21 protein-coding genes and 2 tRNA genes are annotated in these 18337 nt (G+C 61.3%); 6 read left to right on the top strand and 17 right to left on the bottom strand.

Annotated features, from left to right (window positions below; translation table 11 throughout):
* The first annotated feature begins 567 nt into the window (after positions 1–567).
* The 3 genes from THALAR_RS11130 to THALAR_RS11125 all read left to right on the top strand — a co-directional run bounded on the left by THALAR_RS11130 (position 568) and on the right by THALAR_RS11125 (position 2497).
* The gene (locus THALAR_RS11130; protein WP_245622425.1) at positions 568–1698 is read left to right on the top strand and encodes a tyrosine-type recombinase/integrase; all 1131 of its coding nucleotides are present in this window, start codon (positions 568–570) and stop codon (positions 1696–1698) included.
* Complete coding sequence (locus THALAR_RS18960) at positions 1695–1817, top strand: hypothetical protein (RefSeq protein WP_281177790.1); 123 nt, start codon at positions 1695–1697, stop codon at positions 1815–1817. Before THALAR_RS11130 ends, THALAR_RS18960 begins: the two co-directional genes overlap by 4 nt.
* A 314-nt stretch (positions 1818–2131) precedes the next feature.
* Positions 2132–2497 carry a helix-turn-helix domain-containing protein gene (locus tag THALAR_RS11125; RefSeq protein WP_021101655.1) on the top strand — a complete coding sequence of 122 codons (366 nt, stop codon included), beginning with the start codon at positions 2132–2134 and terminating at the stop codon, positions 2495–2497.
* Between the two features lie 31 nt (positions 2498–2528).
* Here THALAR_RS11125 and THALAR_RS11120 read toward each other — a convergent pair whose 3' ends face one another.
* From THALAR_RS11120 to THALAR_RS18585, 13 genes are all read right to left on the bottom strand, one after another.
* Positions 2529–3119, bottom strand: a complete 591-nt coding sequence (locus tag THALAR_RS11120) for a poly-gamma-glutamate hydrolase family protein (protein ID WP_051153731.1) — start codon at positions 3117–3119, stop codon at positions 2529–2531.
* 237 nt (positions 3120–3356) lie between these two features.
* A tRNA-Phe gene (locus THALAR_RS11115) sits at positions 3357–3431 on the bottom strand.
* Between the two features lie 113 nt (positions 3432–3544).
* Positions 3545–3763: a DNA gyrase inhibitor YacG gene (locus THALAR_RS11110; RefSeq protein ID WP_021101653.1), complete on the bottom strand. Its 219-nt coding sequence runs from the start codon at positions 3761–3763 to the stop codon at positions 3545–3547.
* A complete protein-coding gene (locus tag THALAR_RS11105; protein WP_021101652.1) occupies positions 3763–4788 on the bottom strand; it encodes a ribonuclease E/G in 1026 nt (341 codons plus the stop codon). The genes THALAR_RS11110 and THALAR_RS11105 overlap by 1 nt, the downstream gene beginning before the upstream one ends.
* The gene (locus THALAR_RS11100; protein ID WP_040818533.1) at positions 4785–5354 is read right to left on the bottom strand and encodes a Maf family protein; all 570 of its coding nucleotides are present in this window, start codon (positions 5352–5354) and stop codon (positions 4785–4787) included. The genes THALAR_RS11105 and THALAR_RS11100 overlap by 4 nt, the downstream gene beginning before the upstream one ends.
* 23 nt (positions 5355–5377) lie before the next feature.
* Positions 5378–5596 carry a translation initiation factor IF-1 gene (infA, locus tag THALAR_RS11095; protein WP_021101650.1) on the bottom strand — a complete coding sequence of 73 codons (219 nt, stop codon included), beginning with the start codon at positions 5594–5596 and terminating at the stop codon, positions 5378–5380.
* Positions 5597–5722: 126 nt separating this feature from the next.
* Positions 5723–6190, bottom strand: a complete 468-nt coding sequence (locus THALAR_RS11090) for an arsenate-mycothiol transferase ArsC (RefSeq protein ID WP_021101649.1) — start codon at positions 6188–6190, stop codon at positions 5723–5725.
* Positions 6191–6194: 4 nt separating this feature from the next.
* Positions 6195–6665 carry a UPF0262 family protein gene (locus tag THALAR_RS11085; protein WP_021101648.1) on the bottom strand — a complete coding sequence of 157 codons (471 nt, stop codon included), beginning with the start codon at positions 6663–6665 and terminating at the stop codon, positions 6195–6197.
* A complete protein-coding gene (gene hisD, locus THALAR_RS11080) occupies positions 6662–7966 on the bottom strand; it encodes a histidinol dehydrogenase (protein WP_040818412.1) in 1305 nt (434 codons plus the stop codon). Before hisD ends, THALAR_RS11085 begins: the two co-directional genes overlap by 4 nt.
* Positions 7967–7997: 31 nt before the next feature.
* The gene (locus tag THALAR_RS11075; RefSeq protein ID WP_021101646.1) at positions 7998–8492 is read right to left on the bottom strand and encodes a GNAT family N-acetyltransferase; all 495 of its coding nucleotides are present in this window, start codon (positions 8490–8492) and stop codon (positions 7998–8000) included.
* Positions 8489–8968 (bottom strand): DUF2948 family protein, encoded by a 480-nt coding sequence (locus THALAR_RS11070; RefSeq protein WP_021101645.1) that lies wholly within the window; start codon positions 8966–8968, stop codon positions 8489–8491. Before THALAR_RS11070 ends, THALAR_RS11075 begins: the two co-directional genes overlap by 4 nt.
* Positions 8965–10230, bottom strand: a complete 1266-nt coding sequence (murA, locus tag THALAR_RS11065) for a UDP-N-acetylglucosamine 1-carboxyvinyltransferase (protein WP_021101644.1) — start codon at positions 10228–10230, stop codon at positions 8965–8967. The genes THALAR_RS11070 and murA overlap by 4 nt, the downstream gene beginning before the upstream one ends.
* Positions 10231–10233: 3 nt before the next feature.
* A complete protein-coding gene (locus THALAR_RS18585) occupies positions 10234–10404 on the bottom strand; it encodes a hypothetical protein (RefSeq protein ID WP_021101643.1) in 171 nt (56 codons plus the stop codon).
* A gap of 95 nt (positions 10405–10499) precedes the next feature.
* Between THALAR_RS18585 and THALAR_RS11060 the strand changes: the two genes are divergently transcribed.
* Positions 10500–10574, top strand: a tRNA-Thr gene (locus THALAR_RS11060).
* A gap of 119 nt (positions 10575–10693) precedes the next feature.
* Here the strand turns inward: THALAR_RS11060 and THALAR_RS11055 are convergent.
* Positions 10694–12574: an acyl-CoA synthetase gene (locus THALAR_RS11055; protein WP_021101642.1), complete on the bottom strand. Its 1881-nt coding sequence runs from the start codon at positions 12572–12574 to the stop codon at positions 10694–10696.
* Positions 12575–12788: 214 nt separating this feature from the next.
* On the opposite strand from THALAR_RS11055, the gene THALAR_RS11050 reads away from it, so the two are divergent.
* Positions 12789–13706 (top strand): LysR family transcriptional regulator, encoded by a 918-nt coding sequence (locus tag THALAR_RS11050; RefSeq protein WP_021101641.1) that lies wholly within the window; start codon positions 12789–12791, stop codon positions 13704–13706.
* 152 nt (positions 13707–13858) lie between these two features.
* Positions 13859–14719: a DUF481 domain-containing protein gene (locus THALAR_RS11045; protein ID WP_021101640.1), complete on the top strand. Its 861-nt coding sequence runs from the start codon at positions 13859–13861 to the stop codon at positions 14717–14719.
* Between the two features lie 123 nt (positions 14720–14842).
* Here the strand turns inward: THALAR_RS11045 and lysM are convergent, their stop codons facing one another.
* The 3 genes from lysM to THALAR_RS11030 all read right to left on the bottom strand — a co-directional run bounded on the left by lysM (position 14843) and on the right by THALAR_RS11030 (position 18233).
* Positions 14843–15268 carry a peptidoglycan-binding protein LysM gene (gene lysM, locus THALAR_RS11040; protein WP_021101639.1) on the bottom strand — a complete coding sequence of 142 codons (426 nt, stop codon included), beginning with the start codon at positions 15266–15268 and terminating at the stop codon, positions 14843–14845.
* A gap of 85 nt (positions 15269–15353) precedes the next feature.
* Positions 15354–17141 (bottom strand): ABC transporter transmembrane domain-containing protein, encoded by a 1788-nt coding sequence (locus THALAR_RS11035; RefSeq protein WP_021101638.1) that lies wholly within the window; start codon positions 17139–17141, stop codon positions 15354–15356.
* Between the two features lie 69 nt (positions 17142–17210).
* Positions 17211–18233, bottom strand: a complete 1023-nt coding sequence (locus tag THALAR_RS11030) for a GlxA family transcriptional regulator (protein WP_021101637.1) — start codon at positions 18231–18233, stop codon at positions 17211–17213.
* Positions 18234–18337: the final 104 nt, after the last annotated feature.

Here is an 18337-nt window from a genome sequence, read left to right as displayed (position 1 = left end):
GAGATTATCCGCCGCACTCAAGCAGGCATTGCAGCATCAAATTCACCAAGAGACTGTTTTCAAATCGATTTTCGCGCGGCACAATGCCGATCCCACGACAAAATGCGACTACCCCAGCCCAGCCAGGAGATCGCCCCACTTCCCCACACCCGCCGCCCGCCTGTCATTCCCCGCCACAGGCCTACCCCGCCCGCTCTAGGCTTCGTTCCTCCCTCCTTTTCCGGCATCCTCGGAGCACCCGAAACTCTGACCAACTGCCCATGCCCAGGCGCCCTGCCATCCTGCCTCCCACTCTCCCTCCCCGCGGTCTCTCGCGGACCGAGGCCGCGGCCTATATCGGGGTCTCGCCCACGCTCTTCGACCACCTGGTCAGCGACCGGCGCATGCCGCCGCCCAAGCGGATAAATGCCCGTACGGTCTGGGACCGGAAAAAACTTGACCGGGCGTTCGAGCTGATCCCTGATGGGGATCACTCCGACCACAATCCCTGGGACGACTGACGGCTGACGAAAGGCAGCGCGTGACATGCCCACATTCAGGATGAGAGACGGTTCGGGCAGCATTCGCTTGAAACACGTCATCGAGGACACCGACCGGCACGGGAACGTGCGCGTCTACCTGCGGCGGCCCGGCCACCTGAAGGTGCGGCTACGGAGCCAGCCGGGGACGGAGGACTTCCTCGCCGAATACCGCGCCGCGATGATGGGCGCGACGCCGCGCGCGCCGACCGGACCTCTGGAACGGCGCGGATCGAAGGGCAGTTTCAAGTGGCTCTGCGAACAGTACTACGTCTCGGCCGAATACCAGCGCCTCAGTGGCCGCACAAAGTACGTCCGGCGCGGCATCCTCGACCGGATCTGCAAGAAGAACGGATCGAAGCCCTACGCGCTGATGGAGCCCCGCCATGTCCGGCGCATGCGCGACAAGATGGCCGACCGGCCCGAGGCGGCCAACGGCTTCGTCAAGGCGCTCAGGCAGGTCTATGCCTTCGCGGTCGAATACGAGCTAGCGCAGCGAAACCCGGCCCGTGACGTGCCCTACCTCAAGGCCAAGGGGGACGGCTTCCATTCCTGGACGATGGAGGAGGTCCGGCAGTTCGAGGGGCATCATCCGATCGGCAGCAAGCCGCGCCTCGCATTGGCACTCATGCTCTACACCGGGCAGCGGCGCTCGGACATCGTCCGGCTCGGGCCGCAGCACATCAAGGACGGCTGGATCACCCTGACCCAGGCCAAGAACCGGGACCGCAAACCCGTCACCCTCTCCATCCCGGTCCTGGCGGAGTTGAAGGCGGTACTCGACGCGACGCCCACCGGCAACTTGGCCTTCCTCGTCACGGCCTTCGGCAAGCCCTTCACCTCGAACGGATTCGGCAATTGGTTCCGCAAGCAATGCGATGAGGCCGGGTTGAAGCACTGCTCCGCCCCCGGGCTTCGCAAGGCCGGCGCGGCGCTGGCGGCCGAGAACGGGGCGACCGAGCGGCAGTTGATGGCGATCTTCGGCTGGACGACCATGAAGGAGGCCTCGCGCTACACCAACGCCGCGCGCCAGAAAGTCTTGGCGGCGACCGGGATGAAGCTCTTGTCGCGGGATGGGGGCGGGCCGGGAAGGGGGAAGCGCGGGGTGGCGAAACGTGATACACCGCATTCCTCGCCAAGTCTGAAACGACCAAGAAGAACACAATGGAGGCAGTCATGACAAAGACCGAAAAACTGAAGCTGGACGAAGGCGAAACCTCGACGCTCCCGCCCGAGGCGTTCGCCGAGTTCCAGCGAGCGACGGATGCCCCAGGGGCGCGGATAACCGGCCTCGCTTGAGCGGCGGAAAAGGCACTGCGGCTGCTCAAAGATGCAGACTGATCCTCGCCCCGCGCCTGCGGAAGCGACGCTATTGCCCCGCAGCCCGTTCTTGCAAAATTAGTTCTTCAAGGCTATATAGCTTCAAGGAAGTATTCGCCTGATGCCGTGGACCGTATCCTTTGTCGAGGAATTTGAGCCGGAATTCGATGCCCTGCCACAAGAGGTGCAGGACGCGATCCTCGCCCGGGCGCTGTTGCTCGAGCGGGAAGGCCCCATGCTCGGGCGGACGACCGCTTCGACCGCCATCTGGAGAGACGGAAAGGATAACGACGATGGCCCGAAGCCTGAAGGACAAGCTGGCGACCCTCGACCCCGCCCGCCGCGCAACGATCGAGGCCGAGGCGGATAGGCTGCATGCCGAGTACCTGACGCTGCAGGAGCTGCGGAAGGCCAAGCACTTGACCCAAGTGCAACTGGCCGAAACCCTCGGAGTCCAACAAGCCACCGTCGCGAAGTACGAACGCCAGAGCGACCTCCTGCTTTCGACGCTGACGAGCTACGTCCGCGCGATGGGCGGAGAGCTAAAGCTCATGGTCGAGTTCCCCGGGACGGCTCCAGTGGCGCTGGAAGGGTTGGGAGAGACAGAAGAACCGCGACGAGCTAGGGGCGGGAGAGCGCAACGCGCCAGTCTTTCGTAGGCACGGGATCGGTGCGGCGCCCCAAGTCTGGCTAGTTCGCCGCTGCGAGAGCATTGCGCACAGCAGTCGCGAATTGAACCAAGCAGTCTTGCTCTTTCAACAATCGGTTTCTCAAGGCTCTCGGCAGCTCCAGCTGCACACCCCTGCCACTTCGCGCACGATTGCAAATGTTGTTCGGATGAGTTCCGGCGAGCTCACCCTTTTGCAGCCTACCGACGAAATCCGCTTGCACGATATGATCCAAGATCAGCTCACTTAGGTCTGTGTCGAGGCCTCCGATCCATATTGTCTCGGCGTCGTCTCGATCAGCGCGGCCATGAAATGCAACCAAGCGATCGGTTCGAGCTGCAATTTCGAGGGCGAGGGGTTCATCGTAGAGGTGGGAAGTCACGTGCAACTCGTGATGCCTTAATCCGGCCCTCACTCCTTCAAAGAGATAGAGCGACTTGTCATTTAGGGCCACACTTCGCGCAATCTCGGAAGTACCGGGTTCGATCCGCCCGCCGTGGGGCGCCATAACCAAGGCTGAATTCGTCACATGACGGGCTTCAATGCGATAATCGCTTCCTGCCGTCTCGTGACTGAGAAGCTCCGAAAAGGTCGAATAGCGATCCGCTGGCATTGTCATCCTCAACCTAGATTATGCGAGCAAAATAAGCCTCGCATCCTCTACCAATAATGCTCGGGGGCGTCCCAGCACATATCCTGCCGTCCCGATCACGTCTCAATGCGTCTCTTGGACGAAAACTCGACCGCGACCGAACCGCGAACAAAAAAGTCCCACTTTTGCCCCGGCGCGAAAACGGTGGGACAATTTTTCCCCATAACTCATTGATATCATTCACACTATGAGGTTCATTGGTGCCCAGGGGCGGATTTGAACCACCGACACGAGGATTTTCAATCCACTGCTCTACCCCTGAGCTACCCGGGCACCGGGTGTTCGCATAGGGTGTTTGCCTGCGAACGTGGGCCTATTTAGGCCAGTGATTTGTTGCTGTCCAGAGGGTTGTGCAGGAAAATTGCCGCAACCCCGAACACTACAGGTCAATGCGGCTTGGAACCACCGTCGTTTTTGCCGTTGGCAGCGATTTCGCCCAGCGTTTTCTCCAGCTCTTCCATCAACTCTTCATCGTCGACCGGATCTTCGCTCGGCAGCGCGTAGGCTCCTGTCATCCAGCGCCCAAGGTCAATGTCGGCGCAGCGTTTGGAGCAAAAGGGGCGGAACTTTTCCACCGTGTCTTTGGAGCAAATGGGGCAGCTCATCACACCAGTCCTTTCGGTAGCGGCATCCGCTCTCGCTTGCGCTGGAGCTCGAAATGCCCGAGTGGCGTCCAGCCGACCAAAGAGGTCTCTATCGGGTCTGCGCGAAACGCGTTGCGCAAAGCCAACTCGAATTGCTTGCGGTCTTTCTTTGGCATCGGTGCCAGATCAAGGGTAATCTGCCCACCCAGTCCCCGCAACCGCAACTGACGCGGGAGTGCCTTGGCGGCGGCGAGATTGACTTTCAGTCCTGCGGCGGGCGAAAAATCTCCACCCGTATTCACATCAACCGCCACCAGAGCCCGGGTCGGCTCGATAAACATCGCACCCTGACCAACCGACACTTCATCGCTATCCAGTGCCGCGAGCGCGTCGAGAACACCATGCGCCTCGAATCCTTCGACGGTGCCATCGCCATGCGGCCAGTCGCGCCACGCCAGATCATGCGGTCCGGGGGCGTCGACCAGCAATTCCGGCGGACCATCCGCGTCTGTCAGAACTGCATCCGTTAGATCCAGCAGGCTGTCTGCCTCCTCCGCGATATCATCCGCATCAAGACCGACCGCGCCGGTTCGCAGGATCACGCCATGACCTGCCTCCGGCGCGCGGGAACGGTGCAGCGCCGCCAGCAATGTCTCACGCATATCGTCGTCGCGGACCTGACGCGACACGTTCAGGCCCTTGGCACCCGGCGTCACGATCACGCTGCGCCCTTTGAAGATCAGCCGGTCCGTGACCGGCACCGCCTTGTGGGCCTCGGAATACGATGTCACTTGCACCAGCATCGTGGTGCCGGGCTTCAACCCCTTGGCCCCGCGAAACAGCGCGGTTTGTCCGTCCGGCAGCGCCAGCATCATGCCGCCCTGCCCCTTTAGCGGACGATCCGCGACGGCGCGAAATATCGCGCCCGGCGCAGGTGGGGCATCGTCGTCCGGGGCCAGCAGCAAGTCGTCCAGCTTACCGTCTACGATGCGCGCCGCCGCTTGACGGCCCGCCAGTTCACCCAGCACGATCAATGCCCCCTTCATGGTCGCGCCTCGTAGCCTGCCGCGCGCAACATCGTCGCGGCTTCGGCGACGGGCAAGCCCATCACGCCGGTGTAAGACCCTTGTATCCATGGGATAAACGCCCCTGCCGGCCCTTGAATGGCGTATCCGCCTGCCTTGCCCTGCCAGTCATCGGTGGCCAGATAGGCGTTCAGTTCCTCGTCCGACAGGTTCTTCATCCTGACCATTGTCACCACATCACGCTCCCAAATGCGGTCGCCGCGCTTTACCGCCATGGCTGTGATCACCCGATGCCTGCGCCCGGACAGCTTGAGCAGGAATTGCGCCGCCTCAGCTGCGTCGGCGGGTTTGCCAAGAATGCGGCGACCCAGCGCAACGGTGGTATCGGCACATAGCGCGACTTCGTCGTCGCCGAGGGTCAACGCCTCCGCTTTACTACGCGCTATACGGCGGCAGTAATCACGCGGCTTCTCGGCTGGCAGCGGATCTTCGTCGATATCGGGGGGGCGGATGTCGTCAGGGGTAATCCCCAAGGTCGCCAAAAGCTCCAACCGCCTTGGCGAGCCGGAGCCAAGCACAAGCTTCAACCCGGCATCCCGGGTCAGAGCGGTCACTTGAATCGATAGTTGATCCGACCCTTGGTCAGATCATAGGGGGTCATCTCGACCTGCACCTTGTCGCCTGCCAGAACACGGATGCGGTTCTTACGCATCTTGCCTGCCGTATGCGCGATAATCGTATGGCCGTTTTCAAGCTCGACCAGAAAAGTCGCGTTAGGCAGGAGGTCCTTCACGACGCCGGGGAATTCGAGCAGTTCTTCCTTGGCCATGTTCACTCCGTTGTTATGCCCACCAAAGCGCAGGCGTGCACTAGATGCGCCGGGTCTTGGGGGTTTTCAAGGGTTAAGTGGGTTTGGCCACGGCGTCACACCGGATTTATCGGTGATTTGGTGCGGTTAGGCCTCAGCATCCGCCGTCGGAGGCCCGAAACGCGCCAGAATCCGGTCTTTGATCTGGTCGCGGGCCATGCGGTAGGAGTTCAGCTTCTCCTCGCGCCCCTCGCCCAGACCGGTGGGGTCCAGAATGGGCCAGTATTCAACCTGAAGGTGGTACACCCGCGTCAATTCCAGCGCTTGGCGCTGTGACGCGGGGCTAAGTGCCACAATGAGGTCGAATCCCGAAAGGTCGTCGCCCCATTCCTGCATTTCCTCGAAGGAGCGCGTGCGGTGGCGCGACAACTCAATGCCCGACTCCTTGCACACGGCCACCGAGAAGCCGTCGATATCCAGATCGTTTTTGACACCAGCCGATTGCACATAAATGTCGGTGCCGTAGAATTTCTTCATCAACCCCTCAGCCATGGGCGAGCGCACGGCGTTGTGGTCGCAGCAGAACAAGACCGATTGTGGTTGCTCCGCGCTCACGGCCTCAACCTCCGAAATGCAGGACGCAAATAAGGGTGAACAACCGCCGCGCGGTGTCGGTGTCGACGTCGGCCTTGCCTTCCAGTCGGTCCTCCAGAACGCGGGCACCTTCGTTGTGGATACCCCGCCGCGCCATATCTATGGTCTCGATCTGGCTGGGTGGCAGCTTTTTCACCGCGTCGAAATAGCTTTCGCATATCTGGAAGTAGTCCTTTACCACTTGCCGGAACGGGCCGAGCGACAGGTGGAACTCGGCCGCCTTGTCGCCGCCTTCGGTATGCAGGTCGAACACCAGCCGCCGCTCGCGGATCGAGAGCTCCAGCTTATAAGGCCCGTCCGGCGCACCCTCTTGCGGCAGTACAAAAGAATTGTCTTCCAGCAGGTCGAAAATCGCAACCTTCCGCTCCTGCTCGATCTCCGCCGTGGGAACCGGCAGGCCGCTGTCGTCAATGGAGACGTCGCAAAGTTTGGTCATTGTTCATTCAACCTGTTCAAACGGGCACGGACCGAAAGCCCGTGGGCTTCAAGCCCTTCGGCCTTTGCCAAAGTTTCTGCGGCGGGGCCGATGGCTTTTAGGGCTTCGGGGGTCATGCGGGCCAGCGTCGTGCGCTTGACGAAATCCATCACCGATAACCCGGACGAGAACCTCGCAGAGCGGGCGGTGGGCAGCACATGGTTCGGTCCGCCGATGTAGTCGCCAATCGCTTCGGGTGTGTAGGAGCCGATAAAAATGGCGCCTGCATGGCGCACTCGGGCAGCCAAATCATCGGCATTTTCACATGCAATCTCAAGATGTTCAGGGGCGATCCTGTCAGACAGGTTCAACGCCTCGTTCATATCGCGCACGATAATCACCGCGCCGTAGTCACGCCAGCTTGGGCCGGCAATAGCGCGGCGCTCCAAGGTTTCCAGCCGCGCCTCGACTGCATTGGTGACCTCCAGCCCGAAGGCGGCGTCATCGGTTATCAGGATGCTTTGCGCGCTCTCGTCATGCTCCGCCTGTGACAGCAGGTCCACCGCGACCCAGTCCGGGTCGTTGTCCTTGTCGGCGATCACCAGAATCTCCGAAGGTCCTGCGATCATGTCGATCCCCACACGTCCAAACACGCGGCGCTTGGCAGCGGCGACGAAGGCGTTGCCCGGCCCGGTGATCTTATCCACAGCGGCAATGGTTTCGGTGCCATAAGCCAGCGCCGCAATCGCCTGCGCGCCGCCTATGCGGTAGACGGTCTCCACGCCGGAAAGACGCGCCGCCAGCAGTACCAACGGGTTCGCCACACCGTCCGGCGTGGGGGCGCAAATCACCAACCGCTCGACCCCTGCCACCTGTGCAGGGATGGCATTCATCAGCACGCTCGACGGATAACTGGCCAACCCGCCCGGCACGTAAAGCCCCGCCGCCTCTACGGGCGTCCAACGCCAGCCGAGCATCTCGCCATGGGGGCCTTCCCATGCCTCGTCCTGCGGCAATTGGCGGTCGTGGTAGGCGCGGATGCGCTCTGCGGCCAAAGCCAGCGCGGCGCGTTCTTCAGCAGGAACCTTGGCAATTTCGGCGTCCATTTCCTCGCGGGTGAAGGCCAGCGTATCCGGCGTCAACTCCATCCGGTCAAACTTGGCCGTCAGCTCGATCAGAGCCGCATCGCCGCGGGACTGCACATCCGAGATGATGTCCGCCACGACGGCGTCCACATCAGGGCTGTCCTCGCGCTTCATGGTTAGAAGCCGGGCGAATTGGGTGTCGAAATCAGCGTCAGAGCTGTTGAGAAACATAGGCATGACGCCTCCATACCCCGCAGGGGCGGCAGGCTCAACGATCCAAAGCGCGGACCATGAAGAAATCGTCGCAAGGCTGGCCGTCAATAATGACGGAGCGCGGGATCACCCCCGTCTGCACGAACCCGTTGCGCATGTAGAACCGCTGCGCACGCGGGTTGCCGGACCAGACGTAGAGTTCAAGTTGCAAAACGCCCAACTCCTGCGCACGGATCACCAAGGCGTCCATAAGCGCCTGCGCAGCACCCTGCCCTTGAAACTCGACGCTCACATAAAACGGCCCGACCAGCGCACGGTGCTTGGCCGACGCAAAGCCGTTCTGCGCCAAGCCTGCAAAGCCGACCAGCGTATCACCCGCGAAGGCGCCTATCATCTTTCCGCTGTTCAGCGTCCGCGCCGTCATCTCTTCACTGGTGTTGCGCACCTCGTCCAGCGAGCGCAGGAAGGCAGTGGGATAATTCGTCACCCCCTCGACATGCAGCGCGCAATAGGCGTCCGCGTCTGCCTCCGTCAGGGCGCGGACTTTCATTCCGGGTGTTTGGGCGCTTTGCGTGACGGCGCGATATAGGGGCGGGTGACGTCTTGCAGGATGACGTTGACGCACTCCGCTTCCAGCGCGATTGCGCCGTCACCCGCGAGGGTCAACTCGAACCGCCCTGCGCCGTCTTCCAGCGGCTCCCAAGTGATCGAAAGCAGGGAGAGCACGATATCGGGGTCCGAACGGTCCAGACCGCTCGACGACACCTTGGTGACATCGTCAAATGCCAAAACCGCCCGCACACGCTCGAAATCGCGACCACGACGCTCCGCCGCGGGCAGGTCTTCCCAGCGAAACCGGTTCAGAAGCAACGCAAAGCGACGCCGGGACGGCTTCCACGCGATCTCCGCCATTGGGAACACTGCGTCTTGCGCCAACGATGACAGCACCGTGACGTCCTCGGCTCCCTCGGCCTTCAGGCGCAATGGGCGTTCCGCCCCGTCTTCGAAACTTGCGTCACGGTTCATGCCGACACCCGCTTGATCAGAGCGCCGATGCCGCTCAGTTTTTCCTCGATCCGCTCGTAGCCGCGATCAAGGTGATAGACGCGGCCGACGGTAGTTTCGCCCTCGGCTGCAAGACCCGCCAGGATCAGCGACACCGAAGCTCGCAAATCCGTCGCCATCACTGGCGCACCGTTCATCTGTTTCACGCCCGTCACCGTTGCATGACCGCCATGCACGTCAATTTTTGCGCCCATACGGATCAATTCAGGGGCATGCATGAAGCGGTTTTCAAAAATGGTCTCGTGCAGCTTCGAGGTGCCGTCGGCAAGGCACAGCGCCGCCATCATCTGCGCTTGCAGATCGGTCGGGAAGCCGGGAAACGGCTCTGTCTCCACGTCAACGGGCTTCAGGCGGTCGCCATTGTGAGACACCTTTAAGCCGCGATCTGTCTCGGTGACGACAACGCCGGTTGCCTCCAGCTTCTTGCAGAACGCATCGACAAGATCACGGCGACCGCCGATCAGTTCGACCTCGCCGCCCGCGATCGCAGGCGCGATCATGAACGTGCCCAACTCGATCCGGTCGGCGATGACCTCATGTGTGGCGCCATGCAGCCGGTCAACGCCTTCAATGGTAATCTCCGAGGTGCCAGCGCCGGAGATTTTCGCACCCATTGCGCTGAGGCATTTGCACAAATCTACCGTATCCGGCTCCCGCGCCGCGTTCTTGATGACTGTCGTGCCCTTCGCCAGCGTGGCGGCGGTAATCGCGTTTTCGGTGCCGCCTACGGTGACAAACGGGAACTCGATAACAGCGCCCGTCAGCCCGTTCGGGGCGGAGCAATGCACATACCCCTCGTCCAGCGTGATCTCGGCGCCCAGCTTTTCCAGCGCCATCAGGTGCAAATCCACCTTGCGCGCGCCAATGGCGCAACCCCCGGGTAGCGATACGGTCGCCTCGCCCTCCCGCGCGACCAACGGCCCCAGCACGTTGAACGACGCCCGCAGCTTGCGCACCATCTCGTAATCCGCCTTGCGGTTGGTGATCTTGCCTGCCGACAGCACCATGACATTGCCACCGTTCAACAACGCCACTTCGCAGCCCAGCGACTCCAGCAACTCCGACAACGTCCCGATATCCGACAGGCGCGGCACATTTGTCAGGGTCAGCGGCTCGTCGCTCAACAAGGCGGCTGTCATCAGTTTCAAACAGGTGTTCTTCGCCCCCGAAATTGCAATCTCACCCTTGAGCGGGCCATTGCCCGTGACGACGATCTTATCCATGCTCTACTGCCCTTTTTTCTCGTTATTGCCCGCATCTGCGGGGGCTTTTCTGGCGCGTGCCTGCTGCTTCCTGCGTCCCATATTCGCCTTGAGCGCCGCCTTCAACCGCGCCTCACGCAACTGCGCGGCGGTTTGTGGCTTGGACGGGTCGTTTGGGGACGTCTTGTCGCTCATGCCCCCGTCTTAACGCAGGGCGCGAAAAGGGTCCAGATTAGGGTTGCGCCGAGAGGAATTTCGCCCTAATACCCCGCCCACACGCAAGTGTAGATGCTGTGGTAGCTCAGTGGCAGAGCACACCCTTGGTAAGGGTGAGGTCGAGAGTTCAATCCTCTCTCACAGCACCATCTCCCGAACACGACTCTTGTGAAGTTCTCAGCCGCTTGCTTGCGAACGCTGGAGCTATCCAACTATCCATTAAACTGCCCCACCTATCAGGCAGGCGGGGCAGTGTAATACAGGTGGCTTAGTCCACCCATTCCCAAGGGCGTGTGAACGAGCCGAGGACGTGTTGCACCGCCTCCTCCGTAACGTCGCCGCGTTTGGCGACTTTGGCGACGAGACCGCGTTTCTTATCCTCCAGAACCGAGACCACTTCCGCCGCAACATCGGCCTTCTTCAGCGCCTCGTTGTAAATGCGGGTGATCGCCATCTTGCGCAGCTCCGGCTTGAAAATCTTGCCGACGGCTGTCTTCGGCAACTCGTCCATCAGTTCGATATACCTGGGATGGGCCGCCCGCTCGTGGACCTTTTCCTTGGCGAAGGTCATCAACTCGTCCACCGTCGCCTTGCCGCCATCGACAAGTTCCACATAGACGCACGGGATTTCACCGGCATGCGCGTCCGGTTGCCCGATCGCGCCCGCGAAGGCCACGTCGGGGTGGCCGGCAAGGGCCTCCTCGATCTCGGCGGGGTCAATGTTGTGGCCGCCGCGGATGATCAAATCCTTGGCGCGGCCCGTGATCCACAGATAGCCGTCCGGGTCCAGGCGCCCCAAATCGCCGGTGCGCAAGAAGCGTTCGTCATAGTAGAGATCGACGTTCTTGTCGGCCTCTGTGTACGTATTTCCCACATAGACACCGGGGTTGCTGACGCAAATTTCCCCTATCTCGTCCACGCCACATTCCGTCCCATCCGTCACTGCCCGGATAGTCACATCCGTGTAGGGGAACGGGATACCGATTGAACCGACCTTCTTTTCGCCCGATGGCGGGTTGATTGACACCAGGCAGGTGGCTTCGGTCAGTCCATATCCTTCGACGATAGTCACACCGCAGGCTTTCTCGAAACGGTTATACAGCTCGACCGGCAGTGGCGAAGAGCCGGAGAACGCGATCTGCAAGCTGGAAATGTCGGCATTGACCGGCCGCTGCATCAGCGCCGATATGGCGGTCGGCACGGTGATCATGAAGGTCACCTTGTAGCGCTCTATCAGCTTCCAGAAATTGTCGAACACGCCGTCGCCACGATAGCCTTGCGGGGTCGGGAAAATCACGTGCGAGCCGGAGGCGATCACCGACATCAGCACCACATGCGACGCGAAAACGTGGAACAGCGGCAACGGGCACATCAGCACGTCTTTCTCGGTGAACAGCAGCTTGCGCCCCAGCCAGCCGTTATAGACGACGCCGGAATACTTGTGCTGCGCCACTTTGGGCATGCCGGTCGTACCGCCGGTGTGGAAGTAGAACGCCACACGGTCGCCCTTGCTGTCCTCGAACACCAACTCGCGGGGCTGCTTGTTCAGTTCAGCATAGAAATCCAGAACCTTGGCATGATGCATAGCATTCACCTTCGGGCGGATGAACGGCACGATGAATTTCTTCAATCCCGTCAGATAGCGCAGCAGGTCAACTTCCAAAACGTGTTTGACGTTCGGCGCATGGCCCACCGCTTCGGCCACTTTCTGTGCCAGATCCGTCTTCGGGAAGGCCTTGAGCGTCACCACCACCTTTGCGTTGGTCTCCCGCAGGATGGCGCTGATCTGCTCGGGTTCCAACAGGGGGTTGATCGGGTTCACGATCCCCGCGATGGAGCCGCCCAAAAGCGTGTAGGCGGTCTCGGTCGCGTTGGGCAGCACGAAGGCAACGACGTCCGTCTCACCAACACCCAGCGACCGGAACAAATTTGCGGCCTGACAGCACCGGCCGTGTAATTCGTTCCATGTCAGCGTCTCGTTCTTATCGGTCGCACCGGAGGTCAACTGATAGGAAAACGCGTTCCGTTCGCCGAATTTATCCTTCGTCGATGTCAAAAACTGATACATCGTCCGCGGCAACGCGCGGTCGTCCCAAGCGCTCTCGGCCTCAATTGCGTCGCGATCTGCCTTGGTGGCGAAATTACCCATAGTTTCCTCCCTGATGGGCCGGTTAGCCGGCCCTTATTGGTTCTCCCATATTTCAAGGTGGGAGGAAACGCGGATTTGCGCAAGTCTGACGCAACGATACAGGCGATTTTTCATGTCCGTCGGGCTTCGGGACCCAGTGCTAGCGGCCGGTTTGACATCAGATATAGTAGGATCAACGTCACATGATCTGAACTACTCTTATTGCTGAGGCCCTATGGACATCACCTTGATACGCTCGTTCCTTGAAGTCGCCGCCACAGGCTCTTTCGTCGCCGCGTCCGAGCGCTTGTTCGTCACTCAGTCAGCGGTGTCCCTGCGCATACAACGCCTCGAAGACCTGCTGGGCCGACCTTTGTTTACACGCTCCAAGGCAGGGGCGGAACTGACGCAGGCAGGTCTGGAATTCGAGCGCTATGCGATCTCGCTGCTGCGGGTCTGGGAAGAGGCCCGCCAGCAGGTCGCCTTGCCGGAGGGCTTTACCCGCCGTCTTTTCATAGGCGCGCAATACTCGCTCTGGCCACGCATGGGGTTTCGCTGGATCGACGGTCTGCGCGCGTCGATGCCGGACCTCAACATACGTGCCGAGTTGGGTATGCCCGACCGGTTGACACGCGCGCTCAGCGAGGGGGGCTTGCAGGCGGCACTGCTATACACGCCGATGCTGAGGCCCGGCTTGGCCTCCCACCAGATCAGTGAGGAATCTCTGGTCCTGGTCGCGGGCTACGAAGACCCGACCCTTGATCTGGCTGACCGATACGTATTTGTCGATTGGGGGCCGGAGTTCATGCGCACCCACGCAGCCGCCCTGCCGCATCTGACGAATACGGGCCTCACCTTCGGGCTTGGCGCACTGACCGCCGATTTCATCAAGCGACGCGGGCTCGCGGCCTATCAGCCTGCCCGCTATGTCAAACGCGAAATCGACGCCGGCAATCTGTGGCTGGTGCCGGATGCGCCGGTTTTTCCATATCCCGTTTACGTCGTCTGGCGTGAGGATATCGACGAAGATCTCTGGGGCGGCGCGATGGAAATCCTCGAACAGGTTGTCGATCAACTGGTCCATGAGCAGGAAGAGGTGGTGGCGGCATTGGATGATATTTCGCACCATGATGATCCCATCAGCTCGCTTTGACTCTATATATTTGTAGAACTCGTTTTATATATGATTATTTTGAATTTTCTTTATTGAAGGCAATGCCCTAATTCTCCCCTCAGCAGAGATGCTTCCGATCCTTCGCCAAAGCGCTGGAGGACGGATCACCTTTTTGGGGAAAGGATTGTCCCATGAAAAACACTCTGAAATTGGCTTCCGTATCTTTGGTCGCCCTGATGCTTGCATCGCCCGTAGTCGCGCAAGGCGCACTTGTCGGCACCGAGGCACTCGACGACCGGATCGACGACATCACTGATGACGTCAACGAAGACATCGCCCGTGGCGACGACGACGAGCGTTTCGGCCCGAATGGCGTGGCCCAAGGCTTCCGCGGCTCTGTCGCGCTGACCGCATCCGGCGCGTCCGGCAACACCGACACCGGAGAGCTGTCCGGCGCTGGCCGCCTGTCCTATGGCATCGGCAACTGGAACCACTCTGCCGGTTTCGCGGTGGAATATGGCGAAGCCAACGGCCTGAAAAACGAAGAAAAATTCTTCGCCACCTACGAGGCAAGCCGCTACTTCACGCCGAAATTCTACGCGTTCGCAATCGGTCGCTACGAATATGACGGCTTCTCGGCACCAGCCACCCCAGGCGGCGCACCCGTTGCCGGTAACGCAACCGACGCCTTCATCGGCTTTGGCCCCGGCTACCGCGTCATCAACGACGAGACCCAAGCATGGCGTGTGCAAGCAGGCCCCGGCGTCCGCTACACCAAAGACTTCGCCGGTGTGTCGGAAACCGAAGCAGGCTTCATCGCATCGTCGCGCTACTACCTGAAGCTGACCGACACCATGTCGCTGACCAATGACACCGACATCCTCGGCTCTTCGGCGAACACTGTCGTGTCCAACGATTTGGGCGTGAACTTCAAGATGTCCGATACGCTCGCAACCCGCGTGTCATACCGGACCGACTACAACTCCGACCCTGCGATCGGTCGCAAGAAGACCGACAACACCGTCGGCCTGTCACTGGTTCTGGGCTTCTAGGGCCGCTGGTGGACTCCCCGTTCGGGCTGGGGGCTTGCACCTCGCCGCTTTCACGAACGGAACGCCAAACGGAAAGGGACGGCCAATGGCCGTCCCTTTTTGCATGTGTTCAGATGACTGGTATCAATCCTGCGGAATACGCAGCACCTGACCGGGGTAGATTTTGTCGGGATGGGTCAACATCGGCTTGTTGGCCTCGAAGATCTCCTCATACCGCGCGCCGTTCCCAAGGGTCTTGGCCGAAATGGCCCAAAGCGTGTCGCCCTTCTTGACCGTGTGGAAAACGGGATCGCCGCCGGAGACTTCGTCCTCGACCTCGGCCACGCCTTCGACATTGCCCACCGCCAGAATGATCTTTTCCTTGACCTCCTGGCTGACCGCGTCGCCCTTCACCTTGACCTTGTCGCCCTCGACCGAAATATCCAGCCCGCTCGCATCCAACCCCAGATCCGAGATTTCCTTTTTCAAAGTGTCCGCATCCGGCTCCGCTGCTTCCGCAGCCCCGAACAGCGATTTACCGGCGTCTTTTACAAAGCTCCAAAGGCCCATATCGTGTCTTCCTTTTGATTAACCAAAGATCGACACAAACGATGATCCCAGCGGCATCGTTTGGCAAGGCGGGAGTTGCGGGGAATTATTCCGCCGCAATCCCAGCGGTGAACTGCAAATTGGCAAGACGGGCGTAAAGCCCGCCTTCCGCCACCAGCGCGTCATGGGTGCCGGTCGCCACAATGCGGCCATCCTCGAAAACAACGATCCGGTCGGCCTTCTTCACCGTCGCCAGACGGTGCGCCACAACCAGCGTGGTGCGGTCGCGGCTCAGACGCTCGACCGCCTCCTGCACCAATGCCTCGCTTTCGGCATCCAGCGCCGAGGTCGCCTCGTCCAGCAGCAGGATCGGCGCGTCGCGCAGAATGGCCCGGGCAATGGCGATGCGCTGCTTCTGCCCGCCCGACAGCATCACGCCCCGCTCGCCCACATAGGAGTCGTATCCGTCCGGTAGCTTACTCAGGAATTCATGTGCTGCAGCGGCCTTCGCGGCCTCCTCCACCTCGGCATCCGTCGCGTCAGGGCGGCCAAAACGGATGTTCTCGCGGGCGGAGGCGGCAAAGATCACCGGATCCTGTGGCACCAGCGCGATGGATTTGCGGAACTCGGCCCGCGCCATGTCGCGCAGGTCATGCCCGTCCAGCCGGATTGCGCCGGATGTCGGGTCATAGAACCGTAGCAACAGCTGTATGATCGTTGTCTTCCCGGCCCCCGAAGGCCCGACCAGTGCCACGGTTTCCCCTGGCGTCACATCCAGCGAGACGCCATCCAGCGCCGCCACGTCAGGCCGCGCGGGGTAGCGGAAGCTCACATTGTCGAACTGCACCGCACCGGTCAGACGCCCCACTTGAGTGCCGCTTTCAGGGTCCTTCACCGTATCCTCAGCGTTCAGCAGCTCCACCAGACGCTCGGTCGCTCCGGCAGCACGTTGTAATTCGCCCCATATCTCGGACAAGGCGGCCACGCCGCCCGCCACCAGAATGGCGTAGATCAGGAACTGCACCAGCTCGCCAGCGGTCATGATCCCCTCGCGCACATCGCGCGCGCCCATCCACAGCACGCCGACAACGCCTGCAAACACCAGAAAAATCACGATCACCGTCATCACAGCACGGGTGCCGATCCGCTTGCGCGCCGCCTCGAATGCAGCCTCCGTGAAGCCTGCAAATTTGGCCCGCGACGGGGCCTCGTTGGTGAACGCCTGCACGGTCTGCACCGCCAGAAGCGTCTCCGACGCGTTGCCTGAGGAAGCGGCGATCTGGTCTTGGTTCTCGCGCGACAGCACGCGCAAACGGCGGCCCAGCACGATAATCGGCACGATGACCGCAGGCACGATCAGCAGCACCATCATCGTCAGCTTGGCCGAGGTCAGCAGCATCAACGCCATGCCCCCGATCAGGATCAGAAGGTTGCGCAATGCGATGGAAACCGACGAGCCGATTACCGACAGGATCAACGTCGTGTCCGTGGTGATGCGCGACAGCACCTCGCCGGTCATGATCCGCTCGAAGAAGGCCGGGCCCATGCCGATGGTCTTGTCGAACACCGCGCGGCGGATGTCGGCCACCACACGCTCGCCCAGACGGGTCACAAGGTAGTAGCGAAAGCCGGTCCCGACAGCCAGCAACGCGGCCACGGCCAGCGCCGCGCCGAAATACTGGTCCAGCAACGCCGCCTCGTCGGTGCCAAACCCGTCGACCACGCGGCGCACCGCCATGGGCAACAGCAGCGAGACACACGCCGTCAGCGTCAACGCAGCTAACGCGGCTATCATCAGACCCAGATAGGGTTTCATGAACGGCCAAAGGGACGCTAGAGCACCAATCTTCTTGGACTTCTCGCGCTCTGCCTCGCTGCCTAGTGCCTTCGCCATGATGCCTCCATTTGTCGTCGGCATGGCTTACCGGAGGGGCGCAGGGGCCGCAAGCGCCCAGAGGCCGCATTAGCCATCGCCGCTTGCATCCCGTTTGTTGTCGTCGTCAAAGGCCAGCAGGTTGATCCTGCGCCGCGCCCGCATCTTGGACGGCGTCATGCCGTATTCGTCCTTTACCGCCTTGGCCAGCGTGTTGACCGAGCCGAAGCCCGTCGCCACGGCGATCTCGACCATGGGCATCAGCGTTTCCTCGATCATTGTCCGCGCCCGCTTGGCCCGCAGCTTCTTGTAGAACCGCGCCGGACTGTCGTCGAACACCTTGCGGAACACCCGTTCCAGATGGCGGGTCGACAGCCCCACCTGCGCGGTCAGCTCCGCCATGGGCATCGGGTCGGCGATGGTGTCCTCCATCAACCGGATAGCCTGCGTCACATGCACGTCGAACAGACCTTCATTGTCGGCAATGTCCTTCGGCTGCTCCGCATCGCTTTTGCGGATCGTGTGCAGCAGCAGCCGGTTGCCCAGTTCGGCGATCTGGGGGGCCGACAACTCGCTGGCGATCAGCCCGATCAACAGCTCCGCCGTAGCCCCTGCCCCCGCCGCCGTAATGATCCCGTCGCTGACCTCAGAGAACCGCGTGCTGAGGTTGGGATGATAGCCGCTTTCCTGCAATGCCGAAATATCGCGCCAATGTGTTGTGACAGCGCCCGCAGGGGACGTAGTCGATTTGATATAGGTTGTCGCCGCGTCCGACAGCAGCACAACCGGCCGCCCCAGCCGCTGCATGGCCCGCGCGCGACGAAGCCACGCGGGCTTGTCGCCATGCGGACCGCCAACCACGATCATCACGTCCGAGAAGCCGTAATCGTCAATCGCAGGCTCCGCCCGCACGGTCAGCCCGCCTGCCCCCCGCACCCGCCCAGGTGTGTCCGAAACAAACCGCCACGAAAACCGCTCTTCGGCCAATGTGTCATTCGCCTCCGCCAGTGTGTGGGTAACCGATGCGACTTCCAAAGCCGAGAACCCGCGCGCCACGAAAACCTCAAAGGCGCGGCGCGGCGCAGGGCCGGTTGAAGCGGGTTTTCGGTCCATAAAGAATGTCCTGCGGCTCGGGTTCAAACTGTAGTTTGGGTGCTAATGGCTTCGGCATCAACTGTCACGCTGGACGCCCACGCCAAGATCGGCTCAGATGGCCC

This window comes from Litoreibacter arenae DSM 19593 (assembly GCF_000442275.2).
In the GTDB taxonomy this organism is placed as follows: domain Bacteria; phylum Pseudomonadota; class Alphaproteobacteria; order Rhodobacterales; family Rhodobacteraceae; genus Litoreibacter; species Litoreibacter arenae.
Note: the sequence above shows the minus strand (reverse complement) of the source record. Positions and strands in the feature narration are given on the sequence as shown.